Below are 23,436 nucleotides of genomic sequence, written 5' to 3' on the forward strand. Positions count from 1 at the left end.
TTGACATTGGTATTAAAAGACGTCACAAAACGTTTTCAAGGACATACGGCAGTAGACCGACTTTCACTTGAAATTCCAGAGAAGGAAATGTTCGGTTTTTTAGGAGGTAATGGTGCTGGTAAGACAACTACTTTCAGGATGATTCTTGGGCTATTGGATAGCTCGGAAGGGGAAATTTCTTGGAATGGTAAGCCAATCGATTACGATAATAGTCATTTGATTGGTTATCTCCCAGAAGAAAGGGGACTTTATCCAAAACTAACCGTGAAAGAACAGTTGATTTACTTAGGAAAGTTAAGAGGAATGAAGAAGCAAGCAATTCTTACAGAGCTCGAATACTGGCTGGAAAGATTTAAAGTACCTGAATACATGACAAAAAAAGTTGAAGAGCTATCTAAAGGGAATCAGCAAAAGATTCAATTTATCTCAGCTGTCATTCACAAGCCCAAATTACTTATTTTAGATGAACCATTTTCAGGGCTGGATCCTGTTAATGTTGAAATGATGAAGGAGGCAGTAATTGACCTGAAAGATCAAGGAACTTCGATTGTTTTTTCATCCCACCAAATGCATCATGTGGAGCAGCTATGTGAGAATTTGTGCATTTTACGAAAAGGTACACCAGTTGTGCATGGATCATTAAAAGACATCAAACGCTCCTATGGAAAAAAGAACTTGATTATTCATGGAGATATCGACTTTGGTTTTTTAAAAAATTTCCAAGGTGTATCTGGATATCAAAAAGGTGCTCAAGGCTGTAAGCTGCAAATAGATAATGAGCAAGTATCCCAAGACATTCTTTCCGCAATCCAGGGAAAAGGTTTTGTTCGTAAATTTGATCTTGAAGAACCATCGCTTAATGATATTTTCATTGCGAAAGTAGGTGAAGCATATGAATAAATTCTGGACTGTTTTATCCCATACATACATTACGAAGGTTAAGACAAAGTCATTTATTTTCAGTACGCTCATTACTTTGTTAATTATCGCGGGTCTTGCTAATTTCCAAACCATTATTGACATGTTCGCTGGAGAGGAATCGGGTGAAATTGTGGTTGTGGATGAATCAGGTGTCTATACAGAAGCATTGCAACAAAGCCTTGCTGCAGCAGAAGAGGACATTGAATTAGTTCCATTTGATGGTACGGTTAACGAAGCGAAAGTGGCTGTACAAGATGGTCAATATGATGCAGTTGTGGAACTGACGGAAAACGAAGAACAAATTTTTGATGCAACGTATTTTGCGAGTACTATTACAGAGTCTGGAAATCAAATGATTATTGAACAGCATTTACAACAATTAAAGATTGCCATTGCAACACAAGCCTCTGGTATTGACGAAGCGAGGATTGCGGAAATTTATGCACCAATTGCATTTGAAGCAGTTGCGCTTGATGAATCAGCAAAAACAGAGGAAGAACTCAATCAAGCGCGAGGTATTGTCTATGTCATGCTGTTTGTACTTTATATGACTGTTATGATGTACGGTCAGATGATTGCAACGGATGTCGCTACAGAGAAATCATCAAGGGTTATGGAGATACTGATATCGAGTGCACCTCCAATTACACATATGTTTGCAAAAATAATTGGTATTGCATTAGTTGGACTGACGCAAATTGGATTATTTATTATAGTTGGTTATACGCTAATTCGTTCGAAACAGGAAGAGTTAGTCGGGGGAGTCTTCGAGTTATTTGGTGTTCAGGATACATCGCCAATGATTTTTGTTTACGCAATTGTGTTCTTTATTCTAGGTTATTTACTTTATGCAACATTAGCAGCAATGCTTGGTTCACTTGTAAGTCGAATTGAAGATGTGGGCCAATTAACGACGCCGATGATGATGTTAATTGTAATTGCCTTCATGATCGCTATTTTTGGCCTAGGGGCACCTGAGTCAACGTTTGTAACAGTAACCTCTTATATTCCATTCTTTACACCGATGATTATGTTTTTGCGAGTTGGAATGCTTGATATTCCAATTTGGGAAGTTGCATTATCACTGGGAATTATGGTTGGAACGATTGCCGTTCTTGCGTATATCGGTGCGAAGGTCTATAGTGGCGGCGTGCTGATGTATGGAAGATCTGGTTCATTGAAGGATTTAAAAAAGGCGCTTGTATTAGGGAAGAAAGAAAAGTAGGGCCGGAATGTAAGAAAGACCATTAAATCAAGTTCAGGTTTGATTTAATGGTCTTTTGATAAATTAAACTAAATTGCGAAATGGATGAAAGTAAAGGCGGATGAACAAAAGAGAAAATATTCCTGCAGATATAGCAAATAAAATTGGAATGGGTAGCCATTCTGCCCATAATCCAGAAATAAATAATCCAAATGGTAGGGTTAACTTCATGAGCATGGAGGATGTTCCTGCTACACGACCTAATAAATGGTTTGGCGTGAATTCTTGCCGAATCGTGAAATAGACAATATTAGAAATTGTAGTAGAAAAGGTCCGAATGGCAAGCGCAATTCCGATGGCCCACCATGTCGGTGCAAAGATAAGATAACTGACCCCGACGATATCAAAAAGTAAACAGAATGTATAAATATTGCCACGCCCAAATCTAGCGCGAATCTTACTGACTACAGCTGCACCTAAAAGGCCACCTACCGCTGAAATCGTAAACATCAACCCGATTTGTGCTTCCGTAGCACCAAGTTTGTCGGTAACATAAAAAATAAGCACGCCAATGACAAGGCTCGAAGCAAAGTTGATAAATAATACAGTAATTGTTGGTGTCAGTAATGTTTTATTACGAAATAGCTCATCAATCCCTTCTTTCATATCATGCCAAATACTGGTTTTTTCTCTGATCTCTCTTTCCGAAACAGGAAGTTTAAAGAATTGAACACATAGAAATAAAATGAATAAGCAAAGTAAATAGATTGATAATGTGGCTGTATAGGAGAAGGCGACTAAAAATGCTCCTGCAAGCCCTGGGCCAGCTGTTTGAATCAATGTACTTACAAATGATAATTTTGCATTGGCTGAGGTCAGTTGTTCCTTCGAAATAATTTGCGGTATAACGGAATGATGGGCATTTCCAAATGTATAGCCGGCGCAGGAGAGTATGAATCCAAGGATGTATAAATGCCAAAGCTGCAGACTATTTGTGAGTAATAGAAGTACGATGCCAAATACGGAAGTGAATTGAATAAAACTTGTCAACTGCATCATCTTTTTTCGGTTAAATCGATCGACAAGTACACCAGCAAGCATTCCGATGAAAATATTAGGGAAAAATTCAATTGCGCGCATGCTGCTCATTGCTAATGCTGATTGACTAATTTCATAAATTAATAAGGGAATTGCTATTGTGTACATCTGTGACCCGAAGCTTGAAATTATATTTCCTCCCCATAGAAGTAGAAAGTTTTTGTTTCTCCACAATGTGAGAATGTTGTCCTTGCTTTTAGCTGCTTCCATTGGCATACACTCCAACCTTTCATTGATTCTATTCCTAAAAGAAGTGTAAAATAAAAAAAGATGAATATAAAGTGAAGATTGTAAAAAAAAATGTTCACCTTTTGGAGGAAAAATGAAATATATTGAACATATGAAGGTGCTAACGCGTTATTTTAATAAAAAAGAAGAAGTAGAAACAACTGTCGCTCGATTAGCTGAAATTCTTAGCTGTTCTGAACGACATGTGAAAACGATTGTAAACTTCCTTCACCAAGCAGGTTACGTAGAGTGGAGAATCCAAAGAGGTCGTGGGAAGAAGCCGAAGTTAATGCTGAATTATACGCATGAAGAGGTGCATCTTAAGGAAGCGAAGCAAAGCGTAAAGATGGAAAAGTATCAAGCTGCATTCTTCATTGTGGGTCAATTAGAAAAAAAAGCACAATATACGTTCCAGGAATGGTTTAGAGGATATTTAGGAATGACCCATAAGAATATAGAGGACAATGATTTGGACATCCTGCGATATCCTTTTTACGAAACAAAGCTATCGATGGATCCATTGTTGATCATATCAAGACATGATGCACATATGGTTCAGCAAGTCTTTGAACGTTTAGTAGAATTTAATCGTCATACAGGACAACTGGTACCTAAAATTGCTCGCCATTTTGAAAGTCAAGATGGCAAACGATGGGTGTTTTATTTGCATAAAGGTGTCTTATTTCACCATGGGAGAGAATTGACAAGTGAAGATGTAAGCGCAACATTGGAACGATTTTTAAAGGAAGATAATATTAAAGGAAATGTAATACGTATGGAGTGTGTAACAAGATATAGCATTGTGTTCCAGCTTAAGCATGCTGATTATTTATTTCCGCGATATTTATCAAGCCTAAAAGCATCGATTATTCCGATTGAAGTTTTCAAGAAAGATGAAGAAGGATTTCAGAATTTACCTGTAGGTAGTGGTCCATTTCAATTAATTCGCAATGATAATGAAATGATTCGTTTAGATGTGTTTCAGCAGTATTATGGGTTACGCCCTTGGTTGGATCGTGTGGAGGTTATAAATACACCAGCATTATTTCAAGACGACCAATCCCATCCGTTTCGATTAACTGCACCAGATACTGCTTGGAAAGAAGTGCGCTCGATTGAAGAAGGCGCAGACTATATAACATTTAATTGCAGAAAAAGCGGGCCATTGCAGGACAGTGAATTTCGCCGGCGTATCTGCCAAATAATCGATCCTGAGCAATTTTGTTTAGAAGGAGAAATGGTTGCGCATAGTTTTCTAACGCAGAAGTCAAGAGAGCTTGACTTACCAGTAAGGAGTAATGCGAAGCAAAAGTTGGCAGGCAATGTTGAACTGAAAATCGCTGCACAGCAAATCCGAGAAGGAGTTAACCATGAAAGAGAAGCGATGATACTCAAACAGCAATTAGAGCAAGCAGGTATAGAAGCGGAAGTAGAAATTGTAAACGCAATCCAATTCAAGGATCCTCAGGTTATCGAGAAGTATGACTTGTTTGTTTCTGGAATTGCATTATCGGATGATCGATTACTTTCTGTTCTAACTTCCATTCATTCCAATCAATTATCCATTTTTCCATGTTTGGATGAGGACATGAAAGTATTTATTAATAAACAGGTTTCAAAAATGAAAACATTCCAAGATGAAACGGCTCGTTGGAATAGTTATTTTGAAATAGAAGATTATTTAAAAGCGCAGCATGCAATCATTTTTCTCAATCATCGTATTCATACAATTTACGAATCCGAATCAAGTCAATATGCAAATATCGAACTCGATAGTCATGGCAGAGTTGATTATCGTGCTGTATGGAAAAAATGAAATGTAACACTGCTCCCAAAGTAACGACATTGGGGCAGTGTTGACAGACTTTCTTAATCAATTCAAGTATCAAATTACCTTTCGATCCCAATGACGGTGTGCTGCGATAGCTTCAAGAAACGTCTCCAAGAATTGTTTGCCGCTTCCTTCAATAACACCTGGATCACCAATTATATTATTACTTTCAAGCCATTCAATTCCATCTGCTGTTGCGCCAATTGCTTTATAATGTTTATGAGCTTCTTTTACAAAGTCGCTTGCATTTTTGTAGAATGCGTCATCAACATTACTGCCACCGACAATATAAACGGCATCATACAAAACTGGGTGAGTTGTTGTGAAAGTATGAACAACTTGGAGGTCAACATTATTTTTACCTGATACGAAACCTTGTTTGTCGCTAATAATTTCGTATGCTACTCCAGCTATGTTCAATCCTTGTAAAATCTCTTTTACCTCCGTATCCTGAAAGCCATTGTGCAAAATCACAGCAATTTTACGACCAACTTGAGTTTTTATTGTGTTTTCTTGACTAAGTGCAGGGGAGGCCTTTGTTACAGATGATTCTTCTGCAGTAGGAGGAGTTACCCCGATGTTGTTCGCAACCTCTGTGGCCATTGCTAGGTCAACATTCCCAAACATATCAACTACCTGCTGTTGAACCGATTTATCTTTTACGCTCCCAACTTCAAAGCTAAAGGCATTAATAATATGTTGCTTTTCAATAGGACTCATGCTGTTCCAAAAAAGTTTAGGCTGAGAGAAGTGGTCATTAAAGCTTTCACTTCTAGTTCGAATGATACTGCCTTCGACTTTTTCTTGATAATGAACAAATCCTCCCTCTTCTTCTGTTGCTGGAGCGGGGGTATTTGCAGCCATTGAATTATTATGATAAGCTACCCTTCCTTTATTGATTGTTTGCCTATGGTAGCCATCTCGCTGATTATTATGGAATGGACACACAGGCTTATTGATTGGAATCTCATGAAAATTTGGTCCACCTAATCGAATAAGCTGTGTATCTGTATAGGAAAATAAACGTCCCTGTAACAGTGGGTCATTTGTAAAATCAATACCTGGTACAACATGTCCAGGATGAAATGCGACTTGTTCTGTTTCAGCGAAGAAGTTATCGACATTGCGATTTAATGTAAGCTTGCCAATTATTTTTAGCGGTACATCCTCTTCAGGCCAAAGCTTTGTAGAATCAAGAATGTCGAAGTCAAAGGCAAATTCATCCTTTTCCTCAATTATTTGCACACCTAATTCATACTCAGGGAAGTTCCCCATTTCGATCGCATCAAATAAATCCTGACGATTAAAATCTGGATTTTTACCGGCAATTTTTTGTGCTTCATCCCAAACGAGTGAGTGGACACCAAGCTTCGGTACCCAATGGAACTTAACAAAATGCGATTTGCCTTGCTCATTTACAAAGCGGAAGGCATGAATCCCGAATCCTTGCATCATTCTGAAGCTTCTTGGGATCGCTCTATCCGACATAAGCCACATTACCTGATGTGCGGATTCCTGGTTATTTGCAACAAAATCCCAAAATGTATCATGCGCAGCAGAAGCCTGTGGGATTTCATTATGCGGTTCAGGCTTAATAGCATGAACAATATCCGGAAATTTAATACCATCCTGAATGAAGAATACAGGCATATTGTTAGCTACTAGATCATAGTTACCCTCCTCGGTGTAAAATTTTGTAGCGAAACCGCGAACATCCCGGACTGTGTCTGCCGAACCACGAAAACCAACAACTGTTGAAAAACGTACAAATACGGGTGTTTTTACCTTTGGATCTTGTAAAAACTTTGCTTTCGTGTATGGTTTCATGGATTCGTAAAGTTCAAAGACGCCATGCGCAGCAGTTCCCCTGGCATGTACGACACGTTCTGGGATACGTTCATGGTCGAAATGGGTCATCTTTTCGCGGAAATGGAAGTCTTCCATTAGTGTTGGACCGCGTTTTCCGGCAGTTAATGAGAGCTCATCCTCCGATACTTTTAAACCTTGATTTGTTGTTAGTTTCTTATTCGTATCATCTACACGGAATTGCTCTAATTGCTCTTGCTTACTATTTTCATTAATTTTAGGGTTCTCACTCATTGACAAACTCCTTTCCTGTAGTTGTTAGTATGTAATATTCCCAAAAGAGAGCATTCTATCATATTCTTTTTTTTGAAAAGGTAAAGATGTCTTTACGTTAAAGGTTTGGTATGTTATAAAATATGTAAAGATATCTTTACTTACTAGAAGGTGAAATAATGCCGGTTAAAAACAACATACGGAAAATTAGGTTAGAAAGGGGGATAAAGCAAATTCAAATGGCTGAGGATTTGCAGGTAACCAGACAAACGTTCACAGCGATTGAAAAAAATAAATATAATCCCAGTCTTGAACTTGCACTTAAGATTGTAGAGTACTTTAATGTTCCGATCGAAGAAGTATTTACATTAGTGGAGGAGGAAGGCGAATGAAAAGAAGAAAAATGCACAAATGGAATTTTACGTTTGCAGGAATTGGAGGAGTCATTGGAATGACGATTGGGCAGTTGCTTGTAGGAAATCTGAACTTCGGTGGCATACTTGGATCCTTAACTGCATTATTACTTGTGGTTGGAATTGATGTAGCTCGAATGCGTTTTAAAAAAGACAAAACACCGGATTTTGATGAACGAACAGTGAAAAACATGCTTAAATTTTATGCTTATGCGGCAAATATCTTTATTGCGCTTCTTTTTATTGGGTTGGGAATTATTAGTTTCATGAATATAGAAAGTGTGGCAGTTTTCTATTTAATGATCCCATTTGCGGTATATTTTCTTTTAAGTGGTGTTGGAGCGCTTATTGTCAGTCGTAAGTAGGTAGTGAGCCAGGGAGAGAATTCGATGAAAACCATCAGCCAGTCATGCAGCTGGCATAACATATCCAAAATTTGTACACAAGGCTGATGGGCTACGTATGAAGGAACGCTTTTTAAGAGTCATACTTAACGACTGGAATGGTGACTTATTTGTGAGCATGGCGTCATAATCGGCTGGAATGGTGTGTTATTTGTGAGTATGGCGTCATAATCGGCTGGAATGGTGTGTTATTTGTGAGTATGGCGTCTTAATCAGCTGGAATGGTGTGTTATTTGTGAGTATGGTGTCTTAAGCACCGGAGATAGTGTCTTGTTTGCATGTATGGAGTATATGGATGATGCTTACATTTCATTGCCAACGCTAGAATACAGACAAGGAGTGATCAGATGGAAGAACAATGGAAAAAGAAGATTCCTTTTTTGCGATATTCGAAAGAAGTCGTTTCGTTGGACAAAGGATTTTCTTATGATAAGAAGTTTATTATTGATAATCAGTATCTGCTACGAGTTTTTTCGAATAAACAAATTCAACGCAGAAAAGAAGAATTTGTTACGGTAAACAAATTAGGTGCCTATTCAGATGCAATCCCAAAAGGAATTGAATTTGATGTGATAGAAGGAACTGATATGGCTTATATGATACTCACTTATCTCCCAGGAAAAGACGCTGAGATTGCTTTAAAGGAATTAACAAACGAAGAGCAATATCGAATTGGAATTTTAGCGGGAAAGGAATTAAAGAAACTTCATCGTTTTTCAGCCCCTACTGATTATCCAGCATGGAATACAATAAAAAAACAAAAGAGTGATAGGTACTTAATGGAGTTACAGCAGATTGATGTTGATAAACGGATAAAGGAAATGCTAGAAACCTATATTTGGGAAAATGAAATGCTGTTAAAAGGAAGGCCAAATACATTTCAGCATGATGATTTTCATCCTGCTAATATTCTAATTCATAACAGGACATTTTCTGGAATTATTGATTTCGGACGAATGGATTGGGGAGATCCGGTTCATGACTTACAGAAGCTCGGTTTTTTCTCCAAGCGTATAAGTATTCCGTTTACAAATGGGGTTATTGCCGGCTATCATAATGAGCAGCCTGTAGCGGAATCATTTTGGAAATTATATACATTATATAGTGCGATGCACGTTGCTTCATCGCTTGTCTGGGGACTAAAAAGAAGTCAAGCGCAATACGAAATAATGCTAAACTATTCGCTGGATGTAATAAGAGATCATGAGGATTTTACACGTGTCATCCCGAAATGGTATAAAGATGGAAGTTGAAAGCGACTGGAGCAAAACAATTCTTCAGGAAAGTTTTAAAAACTGTACATACGCCCAATAGTTACTTTAGGCATATGCATAGGATAATGGAGAGAGCAATAAAGAAATGAGGGGAAAATAGATGAGTGATGAACAAAATGAGACGCTTGTATCCGCGAATTATGACATGTCTCCCTATTTAGCTTATGTACCATATCCTTATTTTAGAAATGAACATGAATATCATGGTGATCAACGATTTTTTCCGTTCTTGCTGCCATTTCTAGGTGGTCTAGCCGGTGGTTTGCTCGCTGGTGCGGTATACCAGCCAGGACCGGCGTATTACCCCGTATATCAACCATTTCCAGTTTATCAACCGTATCCATATCCACCGTATGGCCCTTATTACTCGGGGTATAATTGGTGAAGTATCAGATGCCCGTATTTATTCAAATAATATGGGCATTTTCTCTTCTATTATATAGAACGTGCATTCTGTTTAGCGGTTTGGTAAAATGGGATTAATAATATAACGATTCAATAACGAAATCATTATGTGTTAAAAGGAGAGATCCGAAATGGCAGAAGAAATATCATTTATCCATGCAGCTGATTTGCATTTAGATAGTCCTTTTAAAGGATTGAGTAATCTACCGGAACAAATTTTTAATGAAGTACTTGAAAGTACATTTGCCGCTTTGGATCAACTAATTGAGGTAGCGATTAGCAAACAGGTGGATTTTGTTCTGATAGCTGGAGATTTATTTGATAATGAGAAGCAAAGCTTGAAAGCGCAAATTCGATTACGACGAGCTTTCGAGAAATTAGAATCGCAGTCAATTCATGTATATTTATCCTATGGAAATCATGATTACATAAAGGGCAATCGTTACCCAGTAACATACCCAGAAAATGTTTCTATTTTTCCAGGAGAGAAAGTGACCAATTTCACGTTTACCAAAGATGGAGCGGATGTAGCGCAAATCTATGGATTCAGCTATGAAAACCGTGCTGTATTTGAAAGGAAAGCGAAAGCATACAAAATTAGCGATGAAACAATTCCCTATCATATTGCAATGTTACATGGAAGTATTGTTAGCAACACAGAGCACGACGTATATGCCCCGTTTCAAATTTCTGATTTAGTAGAAGAAGATTTTAATTACTGGGCACTTGGTCATATCCATAAGCGAGAAATATTAAAAGACACTCCTCCTATCGTCTATCCTGGGAATATTCAAGGACGAAATAGAAAAGAAACAGGTGAAAAGGGATGCTACCATGTTATATTGAAGGACAAGCAGGCTGAGTTGTCCTTTATCCCATTACAGTCCATTGAATTTCAGTCGAAAAAAATAGATGTTTCTTCGTGTAAGCAGGTTCATGATTTAGAAAAGCAAATCTTAAGGGAGATCACTGGTACAAAAGGACCTCAATTAATTGAACTTACCCTAACAAGTGATGATCCAAGCTTGAAAGAGTGGGAGCGTCTAAAACATGTGGAAGATATTGTTGATCTTATCAATGAAACAACTGTTTCTGGAATGAATTGGAAATACATATTTCGTGTTTCAACAGATGTGAAGCAAGTTCTAATTGATGAAGCTATGGAGAACGGTAGTCATTTTATAGCAGAATTGTCTCATCACCTAAAGGAGACGGCTATACTTCCGTACATTGGAGAATTATATCAGCACAAACAGGCAAGGAGGTATTTGAAGCCATTGTCAAATGAAGAAGAACAAGAAATTAAAGAAGAAGCAAAGCAGCTCCTGATCCAGGAACTGCTGAAGGGGTGATTGATTTGAAAATCCTCGATGCCACAATTTATGGTTTTGGAAAATGGGTCGACTATAAAATTGATTTTTCAGATGCAACATGTATTTATGGAGAAAATGAATCTGGTAAATCAACGATTCAAAAATTTATTCTTTTTATGTTGTTTGGTCTCACACCGAAGCAGCGCACATTTTATCGACCGAAGACGAGCGGAAAAATGGGTGGTAAAATGACAGTCCTTCATTCAGAGATCGGTGAATTTCGCATTGAACGATTGGATGAAGTGAATAATGGTGCTGCTGCATGCTTTACGAAAGACGGAAAAACATATGACGAAGCATGGTTAAAGGAACAGCTAAATGGAATGACAGCAAAAACATACGAATCCATTTTTTCTTTCTCTGCACTAGACTTAACGGAAATTCGCAATATGAAAGATGAAGATTTAGGTGAAGTGCTACTTGGGATTGGGATGACAGGATCCAATAATATCTATGCTGTTGAAAAACAATTGGATGCGAAAATCGGTGAGCTGTTTAAACCAACTGGAAAAAAGCCACTAATGAACCAAAAAATTGAATCATTAAATCGGATTTCTGATTCCTTACAAAGCTTTCGGGAAGTGGAAGCTTCATATCGCGAAAAAAAAGAAACGGTTGCACAATTGGAGCAGGAGCTAACGCAATTGCAAATAGAGATGAAAGAAGAAAAAAAAGTAGCATTTACGATCGAAAAACAACTACATGCCCTACCGGTAATCCATGAATACCATAAGTTAAAAAAACAGCTTGAAGATTATCCAGAGACAATTAAATTTCCTGAAAACGGTGTAAGTCGTCTGGAAAAATGGAAGGAATCGCTATTGCCGCTCAAAAGTGAATGGAATATCGTCGCAGGTCATGAAAAGAAGTATAAGCAAAAGATAGCGACGATTGAGCAGGACTTACATGCAAAGGAAATCGGTCAAGAAGCAAAAGGGCTTCTTGACGAGAAGAAACGGATTCAATCGCAATGTGGTGAACTAAAAAAACTACAAACTGCGGTAAGCCATGATGAACTTCAACTAAATGAAGCGATGGATCGTTTACATCTAGGTATACAAGTAAAAGAACTTGCTAGTCTAGAGCTTCCCTTTTATTTAGAAAAGGCATGGACGCAATTAAAGAATGAAAACGAGCAGCTCAAACTTGAATCCGAACAGTTGGACAATGAACAGAAGCAGCTAGAGCAAGAGAAGCATTATATGAACAACCAAATCAAGCAGTTGAAGGAATCGATTTTATCAGATAGTCATGTACATGAGTTGCGTGATCGGTTAGATACTTTTAAATCAACACAATTAATGGATAAACTCAAAAGGGATGCAAAAAAAAGGGAAGAAGCGCAAAATAAAGAAAATCAACTAGCTTCAAATGTCCTTATAGGAAGTATTATTGTTGCAATCCTTTTAGGTATTGGCGCAATATTAACCGATTATAGCTGGCTCTATACGATTATGCTGCTGACACTTGTGTTGGGAATCGGGCAATGGTTGATGACGAAGCGAACAAATAAAGAGTTCGATCATGTACTTGAGGATTATCATGAGCAATCTGGTCAACAGGTTACGGAAGCAGAAAGAAGAGAAGCAGCGGAACTGCTAGAAATGCAGGAAAAGTATAAAAGTGAGCAGGCGGCCTTACAAGAGCAGTTGAAGCTTGCACACATCCAGTATATTAAATGGAATGAAAAACAAAACCTGTTAGCTGAACGGGAGCAGCGATTAGAGGAGCAAATTTGTCGTCATTATGAAAGCCATCCTTTCTTAAAGCAAATGGAAATGGCATACTGGCCTGAACTGTATCATCATTTAAAACATGTTTTGAAATTAATAAAGGATTGGCAAAAGCATATGGATGAGGTAGCTACGCTGGAAAAGCAATTGGCAATAGATCAGCAAAATCTTGAGCGATTTATAGAAAAGCTGGGGGTTACTAATTCAGGAGAGGATCTAGAAGAAAAGCTGCAAACGATAGAGCAAATTCATAATGTCCAACTAGAGAAACGTAAAGAGCTTAATTATTATAAGCAACTATTAGCAGATTTAAAGGAAAAACAACGTGAATTACAAGAAAGTATGCAAACATACGAAACGGAAATAGAGCGTTTGTTTAACCTGGCAGCAGTTGATACAGAGGAATTATTCTATGAAAAGGCGAGACAATCAGAGGAAAAGGCTACGCTTGAAAAGGAATTAGCAAAAACGACGACACAGCATAAAAACCTATTGTCAACGGAAGGCTTACAGCAATTTGGAAAAACGATGGTAACAGAAACAGAACTAGAATTGAATCGGCAACATACCGAAGAATCAATGCAATCACTGGAAAGCAAGCTAGAAAAGGTAAGAGAAAATTTAGCAGATACGAAAGCAGAGCTCGTTGCCATGGAATCAACGGAGTCTTATTCTACTAGTCTTCATCAGTTTGAAATGGAAACGGAGCATTTTAACCAGTTGGGTAAAGAATGGGCGGTTTTAAAAACTGCTAAAGAAATACTTACAGAGACAAAACGTAATTATCGAGCGAATTATTTATCGAAGGTCATTGAAGTAACAACTTTATATTTTAAAGAAATTACGGACGGGAAGTATGTTCAGGTCTATGCGCCAACAGATAGTAGTGTGTTTCAAGTAGAATCAATCGACAATATACGATACACTGTAAATGAATTATCTCAAGGAACAATTGATCAGCTGTACGTAGCATTACGTCTTGCAATAAGTGAAATAATGAGTGAAAAGCACGGATTACCATTTGTGATTGATGATGCTTTTGTGCATTTTGACTCTATTAGAATAAAGAAGATGATTGCTATTCTTCAGCAAGTTGCAGAAAAGCAACAAGTGATTCTGTTTACGTGCAGACAGGAAATCGCTTCTGCTGTAACGAAAATGAAGCAAATAGACATAACGGAAAAAGTCCAAAATATATAGTTTTCAGGAAATTGGAAAGGGCGGAGAATACATGAAAAGAGGAATAGGTTATAGCGCAGTAGGCGAGACGTTCGATGACTTTCTATTAATCAAGGAAGCTACTAAAGGAATGACGAGCAATGGGAAACCATTCCTAACCTTAATATTGCGTGATGAAACTGGGGAAATAGAAGCAAAGCTTTGGGATGCAACAAAGGATGATGAAACTCTTTTTATTGCAGAGCAAATTATTCGGGTGACAGGAGAGATCAACCAATTCCGAGGTAAGAACCAATTAAAAATCTTATCTGTAAGACCAGCGCAGGAAACGGACGGTGTGAAGATCTCTGATTTTGTAGAGAAAGCTCCTGTGGAAAGGGAATATTTGACGGAAAAGCTGACAGAGGCTATTTTTGAAATGAAGAATCCAGTCATTCAGCGGATAGTTAGAGCATTTATAAAAAAATACCAAGAAGGGTTGCTTACCTATCCAGCAGCATCTAAGAATCACCATGAATATGCATCTGGCTTAGCTCATCACATTGTAAGCATGTTACAAATAGCGAGAGAGCTATCCAAGCTTTATCCGCAGATTAATAAAGATCTTCTTTATGCAGGAATTATTTTACATGATCTTGGTAAACTGAAAGAACTTTCTGGGGTGGTGACAACTACATATACTTTAGAAGGAAAATTACTTGGGCATATCCCAATGATGGTGGAAGAAATTGGCTTGATGGCTAGAGAATTGCAAATTGAAGGGGAAGAAGTGCTCATTTTGCAGCATCTGGTTTTAAGTCATCATGGGAAGGCAGAATGGGGAAGCCCGACACCACCATTAGTGCGTGAAGCGGAAATTCTTCATCTTATTGATTTAATTGATGCGAAGATGAATATGCTGAATCGTTCTTTAGATAAGGTGAAGCCTGGTGAATTTACAGATCGGTTGTTTGCAATGGATAATCGGGCATTTTATAAGCCATTATTTGAAGAAAATTAAGCAATAGTTATTTTCCTCATTTTTGTTCATATATATAAAATAGAAAGCTTGGACAAGATTGGGGGATTTATGGATGACAGAAGCAATTCCATTATGGGTATTCGCGGTAATTATTTTGATTTTCCTCAGCGGTTATATGGCATTCCGAGCAATGCTTGCAGAAAGGAAATTAGATCAGCAGTTTATTGAACGTGAAGGACAAATCTATATGGATCGTATTCATGAAGATAAATTGCGACGAGAGTCAGAAAATGAGCAACAGCGCTCCAATTAAAATAGGCTGTCAGGTGGTTCGTTCACCTTGACAGCCTATGATATTTTTTCGTAATTGTCTCTTATCCTTTGGCTTCTTCTGATCCTTGACCTTCTGTTTCTGGTTTTTCAAGAAGGTCCTTGAATTCATCAATTTTAATATCGACTTTTGCATCCTCAATTAGCGAATCCATTTTTTCTTGAACTTTTGTAACATCCATTCGTTTTGTTAATAGTTCACGGCGCAGGTCTTCTTTTACATCTTCAAATTTACCGATGCTTTCTTCTTTATCACGAATATCATTTACTTTAATGATATGGAAGCCGAATTGTGATTGTACTGGATCACTGATTTCGTCTATTTCCATGTTGTAAGCTGCCTCTTCAAATTCAGGGACCATTTCACCAGTTGAAAAGTATCCAAGGTCTCCGCCATCCTCTGCAGAACCATCTGTTGAATATTCTTTTGCTAATTCAGCAAAATCTTCACCTTCATCCAGCTTTTGTTTTACTTCATTTGCAGTATCTTCATCTGCTACAAGAATATGCTGTGCTTCAATCTCAGTGTTTTGACGATTATATTCTTGCTCAAGATCTTCTTCTGTAATCTCTATATCTTCTGCAATTGCAGCTTCTTGCAATAAGCTTATGCGAATAATCTCGCGAAGTTCATCCTCACTGCCAAAGTTTTGCTCGATAATGGAATCATATTGATCACCATATGTATCTTTCATCGATTGAATCTCAGCATTCACGTCTTCCTCAGTTACTTCGTAATTATTCTCGAGCACCTTGATTGTAATCATTTCTTCAAGGATAGCTTCTCCATTGCGGCTTTTCAGTTTTTCATAAAAGTCTTCTTTTGTAATATCTCCTGCTTCTGATTCCACAACCACTTCAGAATCTGCTTCATTATTTGTACATGCTGCTAACGTTAGTGTACCAGCAGTAATAATAGCAGCAAAGGCTAATTTCTTCATCGTCTCTAAACACTCCTAATCTGTTTGTTGGTTCTAGTTTTCATTGGAAAACTTGGTATTCGCCAGGTCTTTTGGGCGGATGACTTCGTTGCACTTATGCAGATAAGAATGGTTTATACCTTATTATCTGCCAATGATAAATATAACATACTTCCTTTTAGAAAAAATAGTATTATGCAAAATACCTAAAAAATACCGTTAAACTGTCACATTCATGACACGTAAGTAGGAGCATACGAGCAATGCGACCATAATCATATTGATCACACGGAATATTTTAGCTTGCTTATGCTTGTCCATTTGCATTTTGATGCAGAAAGATTTTGTAAGGGTGTTGAAAATAAGCAATACAACAAAAGCAAAGCACATATAAAAAATGACCATGACTTGAACTCCTCTCATTCAATGTACACTTGTAATCTTACTCTACCAAAAGAAGTGCTGGATGAACAGAGGCAGGAGAAGAAAAATAGAGAAATGAATTATCATTTTTCCAGCTAGAATGATATAGTTACTGATATATATAAATCGCTGTGAATAAAGTGAAAGAAGCTTTTTTTGTTTTCCATGTTTCTGTATAATAGTAGAAAGACAAAAAATATATCAGAACGATTATAACAAAAAGTAGTTTCATGTATACAAATTATATAGATAGCAAATGAAAGCAATTCAAAAAACAGGTCGCTTGCTATTGATAGGAAACACAACTATATAGAGAAAACAGTGTTTAGAGAGATGCTATTTTAAGGGGGAAGCTGAGTTGGGGGAATTTGAAAATACAAATGACAGCTCATTATTTCATATACAATTACTTTCCAAAATAATAGATATGAATCAATACCCCGTCATCAAAATGATTATCGAACATAATCTTACCCGCAAGGAATACAACGAAATGATGGAGATGATTCAAAGCTTAAATGATGCGTATGAGCTTCAAAAAGAAGAGGGCTTGCTAGATTTCACATCATTGCTTATTCAATTTGCTGGTATGTTGAATGAGAAACTGGACCCAAATAAGACAATTGAAGCACTGAAATTAGATGGATGCTATCCAATGCTTATGTCGGAGTTCAGCAAGATATTGGAGGAATATGACAGGCAACATCGTAGAAGGTGAGTTGAATGATTCTGGAATAAAAAATGAGACAGCCCTAACCAAGCTGTCTCATTTTTAGTTCTAGTATTAATGATTTTTAACCTTATTTTCCAGGTCTCTCAGACTAGTTTCAATTTGTTCCAATGATTGATAAATACTTTCTTGATGGGGTTCAACCGTTTCTTTCCATTCCTCAACAGATTTTCTGATTTCGTCTGTTAAATCTTTAATGAGGACAGCACCCTCTTTGGACGTGTGTTTAATTTGTTGTTGTAGTCGTAAACCTTCTACTTTTAGTCGGTTGAGAAGAAGTTTTAATTCCAATCCCTGATCTTTTACACGAACACGTACATCTCTTCCTGATTCAGGTGTGCTTAATAATGTGACTGCTGCACTAACTGTTCCCCCGACAAGCAGTCCTAGAATAAATGATTTTCCTTTTGACATAGCTACGCACTCCTTTCTTGCTTCTATTATATCATTTCCACTTTTCATAGTGCTATCAAACATATTTATTAAGGAGGAATAAAAATATCCTGTTGCTATAGGATACTGCGACCTTAGCCGATTTCGGCCTCTACCTCCACTTTCTTAATCACGCACACATATGAAAAGGCTTCACTAATTTGATTATAAAAAATAAGCGGAAATAAAGCTACTACTAAGCAGAAAAACATAAAAAACCTCTGACATTGTTTTATCAGAGGTTTGTATAGATTAAGCTACTGTTATTGGTTTAGACCGTTTCATAATTCCTTGTACGATCGGATAAATAACAATCATGATGATGGTGTTTAAAGCAGTGGCAGGTAATACAATTCCAACAAACAATGCTAAGAATCCGCCTTCCATTAATCCGACAATGAATAATGCAACAGAAAGGAAGATCGAACCGCTAACCATTGTACCAAAAGCAGCTAAAACAGGTGCACTTAATGTAATCTTAACTTTATTTTTCACGAGTAAAAATAAAGCGAAAAATACAAAGGCTGTGATTGGTTTATCAATAATGTTGGCAATTTGTCCTCCAGGTGCAGATGTTGTTAAAGCGGATATGATACCTGTTGCTATGGATAGAATAAGTACATATTTTGCTTTAGGAAATAGTAAAATTCCTAGAAACATCATGGACAACAGCATATCAGGCTTCACACCAAAAAGCATAGGTGGTACAACTGCATGCAAAACAGCACCGATACCTACCAATAGGGATAAAATAATCAATATTCTCGTATTCATTTTTAACTCTCCTCATCTATTCTATGCTCAAGCTTTTTTATTTCCAACTGTACACTCGTTGTCAGTTGCGAAATGTTAGCAATAGTATAGCAGAATTTATTGAAAATTAAAAGGACTAATTTTTGTAAATGCTGGAATAGCGACGTCCAGCTCCAGCACGAAAGTTGTAGCAAGACTTCCATCACCTCATGACACGATAAAGAAGACTTACCGATTGGTACAGGGCGCAGTTCATACGTCGCTAACTGGACGTTTCCGCTTTTGTTTTAAATTGCGGCTTTAATTTCCTGGGCAATATTTTGCAGTTCTTCTGACGTATATTCGTCTGTATGTACAGTCCAGTTTGGTGTGTAGCCATCACCTTCGCCATATCTTGGAATTAGATGCAAGTGAAGATGGAATACAGACTGCTCTGCTGGCGCTTCATTATTGTTTAATACATTCATTCCTAATGGACTGTATGTTTTTTTAATCGCATTGGCAATGATTGGAACTCGAGCGAACAATTCTTTTGCAACCTCTGGTGGTGTTTCATAAATGTTTTTCGTATGTGTTTTCGGAACAATAAGTGTATGTCCTTTTGTTACCTGACTTAAATCCAGGAATGCATAAACATGCTCATCTTCATATACTTTGGCAGAAGGAAGTTCACCATTAATTATGTTGCAAAAAATACAATCGTCATGACTCATTTGTTATCTCTCCTTTTATAATTGTATATATTATGTTTATTGTAGTAAGTATTAGGGACAAATGTAAAGCTATTCCTCTTATTTTCTGAAAAAGGACAAGCGCAAAATAAATAAACAGGTCAGACCCGCATAATGCGGACCTGCCTGTTTTAAGAAGGAAGAGGATGTTTTAAACTAATGCTGGGGAACTGTAAACACCAGTAAATCATGCAAAGATGATTCGTCTATGGTTTACAAAAACCATTATACCAATTGTCCACTTCGTCTGAAGCGGAAGCTGGTAAAAGGGCTTTATATCATTAGTATGCCAACACTGACACCCCATCTCGCTTTTTTACGAAAAATCAGAGTAATTATCGAACACTAACACCTCATTTTGTGTTTTTTACACGAAATTACATTAGATATTCGATCGTCAACACCTCATTTGCGTATGACAAGATTTTGTTGTAGTGAGACATCCTCGTTTCTTCCTTTCTATTTTGTTCCGAAATAAATATCTTATACATGGATTTTTTAAAAATTTTGATTGGAAGTATGTCTTGTACTGAAACAGTAATGTTCGCGTATTATCTAAGGGCGTTCTGCGCTTTTGGTCAGAAAATGTCGTAAGGTTTGCCTTTGGCAATGTCCAGCAATAATGATAAAATCAAAAGTAATGACAAGGAGGGATTTTGATGGAATCCTTATTACATATTGATAGCCTTCATGGAGGGTATACACATAAAAATGTATTGCACGGTATTTCATTTGATGTTAAACCAAAAGAAATTGTAGGTTTAATTGGTTTGAATGGTGCTGGTAAAAGTACGACGATTAAGCATATTATTGGACTCATGCAGCCCAAAAAAGGAACCGTTCGCGTGAATGGAAAGAGCTACAAGGAAAATTCAGAAACGTATCGAAATCAAATGGCATATATTCCGGAAATGCCGATATTATATGATGAATTAACGCTTTATGAGCATCTGCGCTTAACGGCGATGGCATATGGAATTGCTGAGGATACATTCGAGGCAAGACTTCAACCGCTTTTAAAGGAATTTCGTTTAGAAAAAAAGCTAAACTGGTTCCCCGTTCATTTTTCAAAAGGGATGCGACAAAAGGTTATGATTATGTGCGCGTTCTTAATCGAACCACCGCTTTATATTGTTGATGAACCATTTGTAGGTTTAGACCCATTGGGGATTCAATCTTATCTACAACTGATGGACAGCATGAAAAATAAAGGAGCGGGTGTGTTGATGTCGACACATATTCTTGCTACTGCAGAGCGCTATTGCGATCGTTTTGTTATTTTGCATGATGGTGTTATTCGAGCGATTGGGACATTAGAAGAATTAAGAGAAAGCTTTAATATGCCTGATTCAACGTTGGATGATTTGTATGTGCAATTAACGAAAGAAGAAGATAGCCATGTTTGATTCGCATGAATTTTATAAAAAGCGTTTTTCATCTCACTTAAAAGAGACAGGCCGTTATTTGAAATATATTTTTAATGGTCATATGGCATTCGCTATCCTATTCTTTATTTCTGCATCTGCATATTATTACCAACAATGGTTGACGGAATTACCAGCGAATTTTCCGACGGCTTTGATAATTGGAATTACATTCGGGCTAATTGTGAGTTATAGCCCTGTAAGAACGTTATTAAAAGAGCCGGATCTTGTTTTTCTTATCGTAGCTGAGACAAAGATGGGGGCCTATTTCCGTAATGCGCTTATTTATAGTTTTGTCATTCAGCTTTATATGATTCTGCTTTTCGCTGCAGCATTTGGACCGCTTTATTTTGCTTCATATCCAGAAAGAGCGGGAAGTATGTATTTACTTACACTAGTTCTACTTTTACTATTTAAAGTTGCAAATTTATTTGCAAATTGGTGGATGCTGAAAGTTAGGGAGCCAGGAATTCGGAATATTGATCTTCTCATCCGCACGGTTTTGAATGGGGTTATTTTTTATTTTATCGTAAATGGTGACATGCTATTTGCAGGAATTACTTCGATTTTATTTGTCATCGTTTTTCTCTATGATTATTATTACTCCAATAAACAATCAGGGTTGGCGTGGGATTTGCTTGTTGAAAAGGATCAAAATCGCATGCAGACGTTTTATAGAATAGCCAATATGTTTGCAGATGTTCCACATTTAAAAAACCGCGTAAAAAAGCGTCAGTGGTTGGTTCATTTAGTTAACAGAGGTGTCCCAATTGAAAAGAAACATACGTATGACTACTTATTTCGAATTTCCTTTATTCGCAGTGGAGATTACTTAGGGATGTATGTGCGTCTCATCGTAATTGGAGGATTATTCATTTATTTCATTCCGAATGTATGGATGAAGATATTATTTGGAATTTTATTTCTCTATTTGAGCACATTCCAGATGATGCCCCTTTATCAACATCACCGAACGAATATGTGGCTGGATCTTTATCCAGTTGAATTAAATTATAGGAGAAGTGCTGTTCTCAAGATTGTTTATCAACTAAGTACAATTCAAACGCTCTTGTTCGCCTTGTTGTTTGTTCTGTTACAGGAATATTTGGGATTTGTTATTGTTCTTGGTGGTGGGTTGCTCTTTACCGTTCTATTTGTGAATGGTTATATGAAACCGAGGTTAAAGTAATACAATGAAGCAGACCAAATCTATTTTGATTTGGTCTGCTTCATCTGGTTAGAATTCGGAATTCGCTTTTTGATATTCAAAATAAGCTCCGATTAAGGTTTTAGCAGCAATTGGTAAAGCTTTCTCCTCAATATCAAATTTGGGATGATGGTGTGGATATGGATTTCCTTCTTTGTTCGCACCTGTAAAAAAGTATGCTCCTGGCTTTTCCATCATATAATAGGAGAAGTCCTCTCCACCCATTACCGGTAAAATTTCCTCAGTAGTATGAATCGCATCAATTTGTTTGCTCGCTTCGAGAACAATTTCAGCTCCCTCAGAATGATTGATTAATGGCGGATAGCCTTTTATATAATTTAATGTGTAGGATGCGTCGTTTGATATACAAATACCTTTAAGTATTTTTTCCATCTCATCCATAATTAGTTTTTGAACATCTGTATTAAAGTATCGTACCGTACCAACTAATTCTGCTTGATCAGCAATAATATTAAATGCATTCCCCGCTTGGAAAATTCCTGTTGTTAGCACTGCTGTTTGTAATGGATCTACTCTTCTGCTAACGATTTGCTGAAACTGTGTAATAACTTCCGCTCCGAGAACGATCGCATCCTTTGTTTCATGTGGGTATGCACCATGTCCACCTTGGCCTTGAATCTTTATCTCAAACCGATCTGCACCAGCCATAAATTCCTTTTTTGAAGTCTGGAGTACGCCTAGGGGAACGGTTGCCCACAAATGTGTTCCAAATACTGCATCCACTTCATCGAGTGCGCCTGCTTCTATCATAGGTTTCGCTCCACCTGGTGCAAATTCTTCCGCATGTTGATGTAAAAAGACAATCGTTCCTGTAAGCTCGGCTTGATATTTTTTCATAGCTTTAGCTAGTGTAAGTAGTGTTGCGGTATGTCCGTCATGGCCACAGGCATGCATGACACCAGGAACCTTGGATTTGTATGGTACATCTTTTTCATCTTGAATTGGCAGTGCATCGAAATCGGCTCTTAATGCAACTGTTTTACCTGGCTTTGCTCCTTTTAATGTTGCGATTACACCATTTCCACCGACTCCTGTTTGATAGGGAATCCCGAGCTCTTCATAGAAATCTGCTATGTATTTTGCTGTTTTTGTTTCCTGAAAAGATAATTCGGGATGCTGATGCAAATATCTTCTGATCTCTATCATTTCTGGATAGAGCTCATCAATTGATTGATGTATACTTTCTAACATTGATAACGCCACCTCTTAAATTAATTCACTTTTACGTTTATTCTATCATAACATGAGTTTCTATTCAGAAAATAAATTTTATATATTTTAAGTTGGGAACCACTACGATAATTGGAGGTTTAATATGAAGGTTAAGATAGTGAATTATCAAGGCACTGTTATGGAGAAGGA

22 protein-coding genes are annotated in these 23,436 nt (G+C 37.3%); 14 read left to right on the top strand and 8 right to left on the bottom strand.

The annotated features are described in order from the left end of the window. Both MHH64_RS09720 and MHH64_RS09725 read left to right on the top strand, forming a co-directional pair. A complete protein-coding gene (locus MHH64_RS09720) occupies nucleotides 1-900 on the top strand; it encodes an ABC transporter ATP-binding protein (RefSeq protein WP_118888704.1) in 900 nt (299 codons plus the stop codon). Further along, on the top strand, nucleotides 893-2,146 hold the full coding sequence (locus MHH64_RS09725) for an ABC transporter permease (protein ID WP_340003156.1): 1,254 nt from the start codon (nucleotides 893-895) through the stop codon (nucleotides 2,144-2,146). The genes MHH64_RS09720 and MHH64_RS09725 overlap by 8 nt, the downstream gene beginning before the upstream one ends. Before the next feature lie 63 nt (nucleotides 2,147-2,209). On the opposite strand, the gene MHH64_RS09730 is transcribed toward MHH64_RS09725, so the two are convergent. Then, nucleotides 2,210-3,433, bottom strand: coding sequence for an MFS transporter (locus tag MHH64_RS09730; protein ID WP_340003157.1), 1,224 nt, complete (start codon nucleotides 3,431-3,433; stop codon nucleotides 2,210-2,212). A 112-nt stretch (nucleotides 3,434-3,545) separates the two neighbouring features. On the opposite strand from MHH64_RS09730, the gene MHH64_RS09735 reads away from it, so the two are divergent. Next, a complete protein-coding gene (locus tag MHH64_RS09735) occupies nucleotides 3,546-5,267 on the top strand; it encodes an ABC transporter substrate-binding protein (RefSeq protein ID WP_340003158.1) in 1,722 nt (573 codons plus the stop codon). A gap of 69 nt (nucleotides 5,268-5,336) precedes the next feature. Here the strand turns inward: MHH64_RS09735 and MHH64_RS09740 are convergent, their stop codons facing one another. Beyond that, nucleotides 5,337-7,382 (bottom strand): catalase, encoded by a 2,046-nt coding sequence (locus tag MHH64_RS09740; RefSeq protein WP_303448461.1) that lies wholly within the window; start codon nucleotides 7,380-7,382, stop codon nucleotides 5,337-5,339. A 158-nt stretch (nucleotides 7,383-7,540) separates the two neighbouring features. Here MHH64_RS09740 and MHH64_RS09745 point away from each other — a divergent pair, with 158 nt between their 5' ends. The 8 genes from MHH64_RS09745 to MHH64_RS09780 all read left to right on the top strand — a co-directional run bounded on the left by MHH64_RS09745 (nucleotide 7,541) and on the right by MHH64_RS09780 (nucleotide 15,416). Further along, nucleotides 7,541-7,753 carry a helix-turn-helix transcriptional regulator gene (locus MHH64_RS09745; protein ID WP_095309670.1) on the top strand — a complete coding sequence of 71 codons (213 nt, stop codon included), beginning with the start codon at nucleotides 7,541-7,543 and terminating at the stop codon, nucleotides 7,751-7,753. Next, nucleotides 7,750-8,139, top strand: coding sequence for a hypothetical protein (locus tag MHH64_RS09750; protein ID WP_118888708.1), 390 nt, complete (start codon nucleotides 7,750-7,752; stop codon nucleotides 8,137-8,139). Before MHH64_RS09745 ends, MHH64_RS09750 begins: the two co-directional genes overlap by 4 nt. A 386-nt stretch (nucleotides 8,140-8,525) precedes the next feature. Then, nucleotides 8,526-9,431, top strand: coding sequence for an aminoglycoside phosphotransferase family protein (locus MHH64_RS09755; protein ID WP_095309666.1), 906 nt, complete (start codon nucleotides 8,526-8,528; stop codon nucleotides 9,429-9,431). A gap of 166 nt (nucleotides 9,432-9,597) precedes the next feature. After that, complete coding sequence (locus tag MHH64_RS09760) at nucleotides 9,598-9,837, top strand: hypothetical protein (RefSeq protein WP_095309689.1); 240 nt, start codon at nucleotides 9,598-9,600, stop codon at nucleotides 9,835-9,837. A 151-nt stretch (nucleotides 9,838-9,988) separates the two neighbouring features. Further along, nucleotides 9,989-11,209, top strand: coding sequence for a DNA repair exonuclease (locus MHH64_RS09765; protein ID WP_095309664.1), 1,221 nt, complete (start codon nucleotides 9,989-9,991; stop codon nucleotides 11,207-11,209). Nucleotides 11,210-11,214: 5 nt separating this feature from the next. Then, nucleotides 11,215-14,163 (top strand): AAA family ATPase, encoded by a 2,949-nt coding sequence (locus MHH64_RS09770; protein WP_340003159.1) that lies wholly within the window; start codon nucleotides 11,215-11,217, stop codon nucleotides 14,161-14,163. Between the two features lie 31 nt (nucleotides 14,164-14,194). Beyond that, entirely contained in the window at nucleotides 14,195-15,142 is a 948-nt protein-coding gene (yhaM, locus tag MHH64_RS09775) for a 3'-5' exoribonuclease YhaM (RefSeq protein WP_251660665.1), read from the top strand. Nucleotides 15,143-15,215: 73 nt separating this feature from the next. Then, nucleotides 15,216-15,416, top strand: coding sequence for a sporulation YhaL family protein (locus MHH64_RS09780; RefSeq protein WP_095309658.1), 201 nt, complete (start codon nucleotides 15,216-15,218; stop codon nucleotides 15,414-15,416). 61 nt (nucleotides 15,417-15,477) lie between these two features. Here MHH64_RS09780 and MHH64_RS09785 read toward each other — a convergent pair whose 3' ends face one another. Both MHH64_RS09785 and MHH64_RS09790 read right to left on the bottom strand, forming a co-directional pair. Then, complete coding sequence (locus MHH64_RS09785; protein WP_251660667.1) at nucleotides 15,478-16,374, bottom strand: peptidylprolyl isomerase; 897 nt, start codon at nucleotides 16,372-16,374, stop codon at nucleotides 15,478-15,480. A gap of 198 nt (nucleotides 16,375-16,572) precedes the next feature. Further along, complete coding sequence (locus tag MHH64_RS09790) at nucleotides 16,573-16,758, bottom strand: hypothetical protein (RefSeq protein WP_095309655.1); 186 nt, start codon at nucleotides 16,756-16,758, stop codon at nucleotides 16,573-16,575. A 376-nt stretch (nucleotides 16,759-17,134) separates the two neighbouring features. Between MHH64_RS09790 and MHH64_RS09795 the strand changes: the two genes are divergently transcribed. Beyond that, nucleotides 17,135-17,494 (top strand): DUF1878 family protein, encoded by a 360-nt coding sequence (locus MHH64_RS09795; protein ID WP_240033724.1) that lies wholly within the window; start codon nucleotides 17,135-17,137, stop codon nucleotides 17,492-17,494. A 66-nt stretch (nucleotides 17,495-17,560) separates the two neighbouring features. Here the strand turns inward: MHH64_RS09795 and MHH64_RS09800 are convergent, their stop codons facing one another. The 3 genes from MHH64_RS09800 to MHH64_RS09810 form a co-directional block, all read right to left on the bottom strand. Beyond that, on the bottom strand, nucleotides 17,561-17,920 hold the full coding sequence (locus MHH64_RS09800) for a YtxH domain-containing protein (RefSeq protein ID WP_095309653.1): 360 nt from the start codon (nucleotides 17,918-17,920) through the stop codon (nucleotides 17,561-17,563). 270 nt (nucleotides 17,921-18,190) lie between these two features. Then, nucleotides 18,191-18,712 (bottom strand): tryptophan transporter, encoded by a 522-nt coding sequence (locus tag MHH64_RS09805; protein WP_118888711.1) that lies wholly within the window; start codon nucleotides 18,710-18,712, stop codon nucleotides 18,191-18,193. Nucleotides 18,713-18,978: 266 nt separating this feature from the next. Further along, on the bottom strand, nucleotides 18,979-19,404 hold the full coding sequence (locus MHH64_RS09810) for an HIT family protein (protein WP_095309649.1): 426 nt from the start codon (nucleotides 19,402-19,404) through the stop codon (nucleotides 18,979-18,981). Nucleotides 19,405-20,081: 677 nt separating this feature from the next. On the opposite strand from MHH64_RS09810, the gene MHH64_RS09815 reads away from it, so the two are divergent. Next, nucleotides 20,082-20,828 carry an ABC transporter ATP-binding protein gene (locus MHH64_RS09815; protein WP_095309647.1) on the top strand — a complete coding sequence of 249 codons (747 nt, stop codon included), beginning with the start codon at nucleotides 20,082-20,084 and terminating at the stop codon, nucleotides 20,826-20,828. Continuing rightward, on the top strand, nucleotides 20,821-22,035 hold the full coding sequence (locus MHH64_RS09820; protein WP_095309645.1) for an ABC transporter permease: 1,215 nt from the start codon (nucleotides 20,821-20,823) through the stop codon (nucleotides 22,033-22,035). Before MHH64_RS09815 ends, MHH64_RS09820 begins: the two co-directional genes overlap by 8 nt. 48 nt (nucleotides 22,036-22,083) lie before the next feature. On the opposite strand, the gene MHH64_RS09825 is transcribed toward MHH64_RS09820, so the two are convergent. Further along, the gene (locus MHH64_RS09825; protein WP_118888712.1) at nucleotides 22,084-23,265 is read right to left on the bottom strand and encodes a M20 family metallopeptidase; all 1,182 of its coding nucleotides are present in this window, start codon (nucleotides 23,263-23,265) and stop codon (nucleotides 22,084-22,086) included. Between the last annotated feature and the right edge of the window lie 171 nt (nucleotides 23,266-23,436).

The organism is Oceanobacillus sp. FSL K6-0127 (assembly GCF_037983385.1).
GTDB lineage: Bacteria > Bacillota > Bacilli > Bacillales > Amphibacillaceae > Oceanobacillus > Oceanobacillus profundus.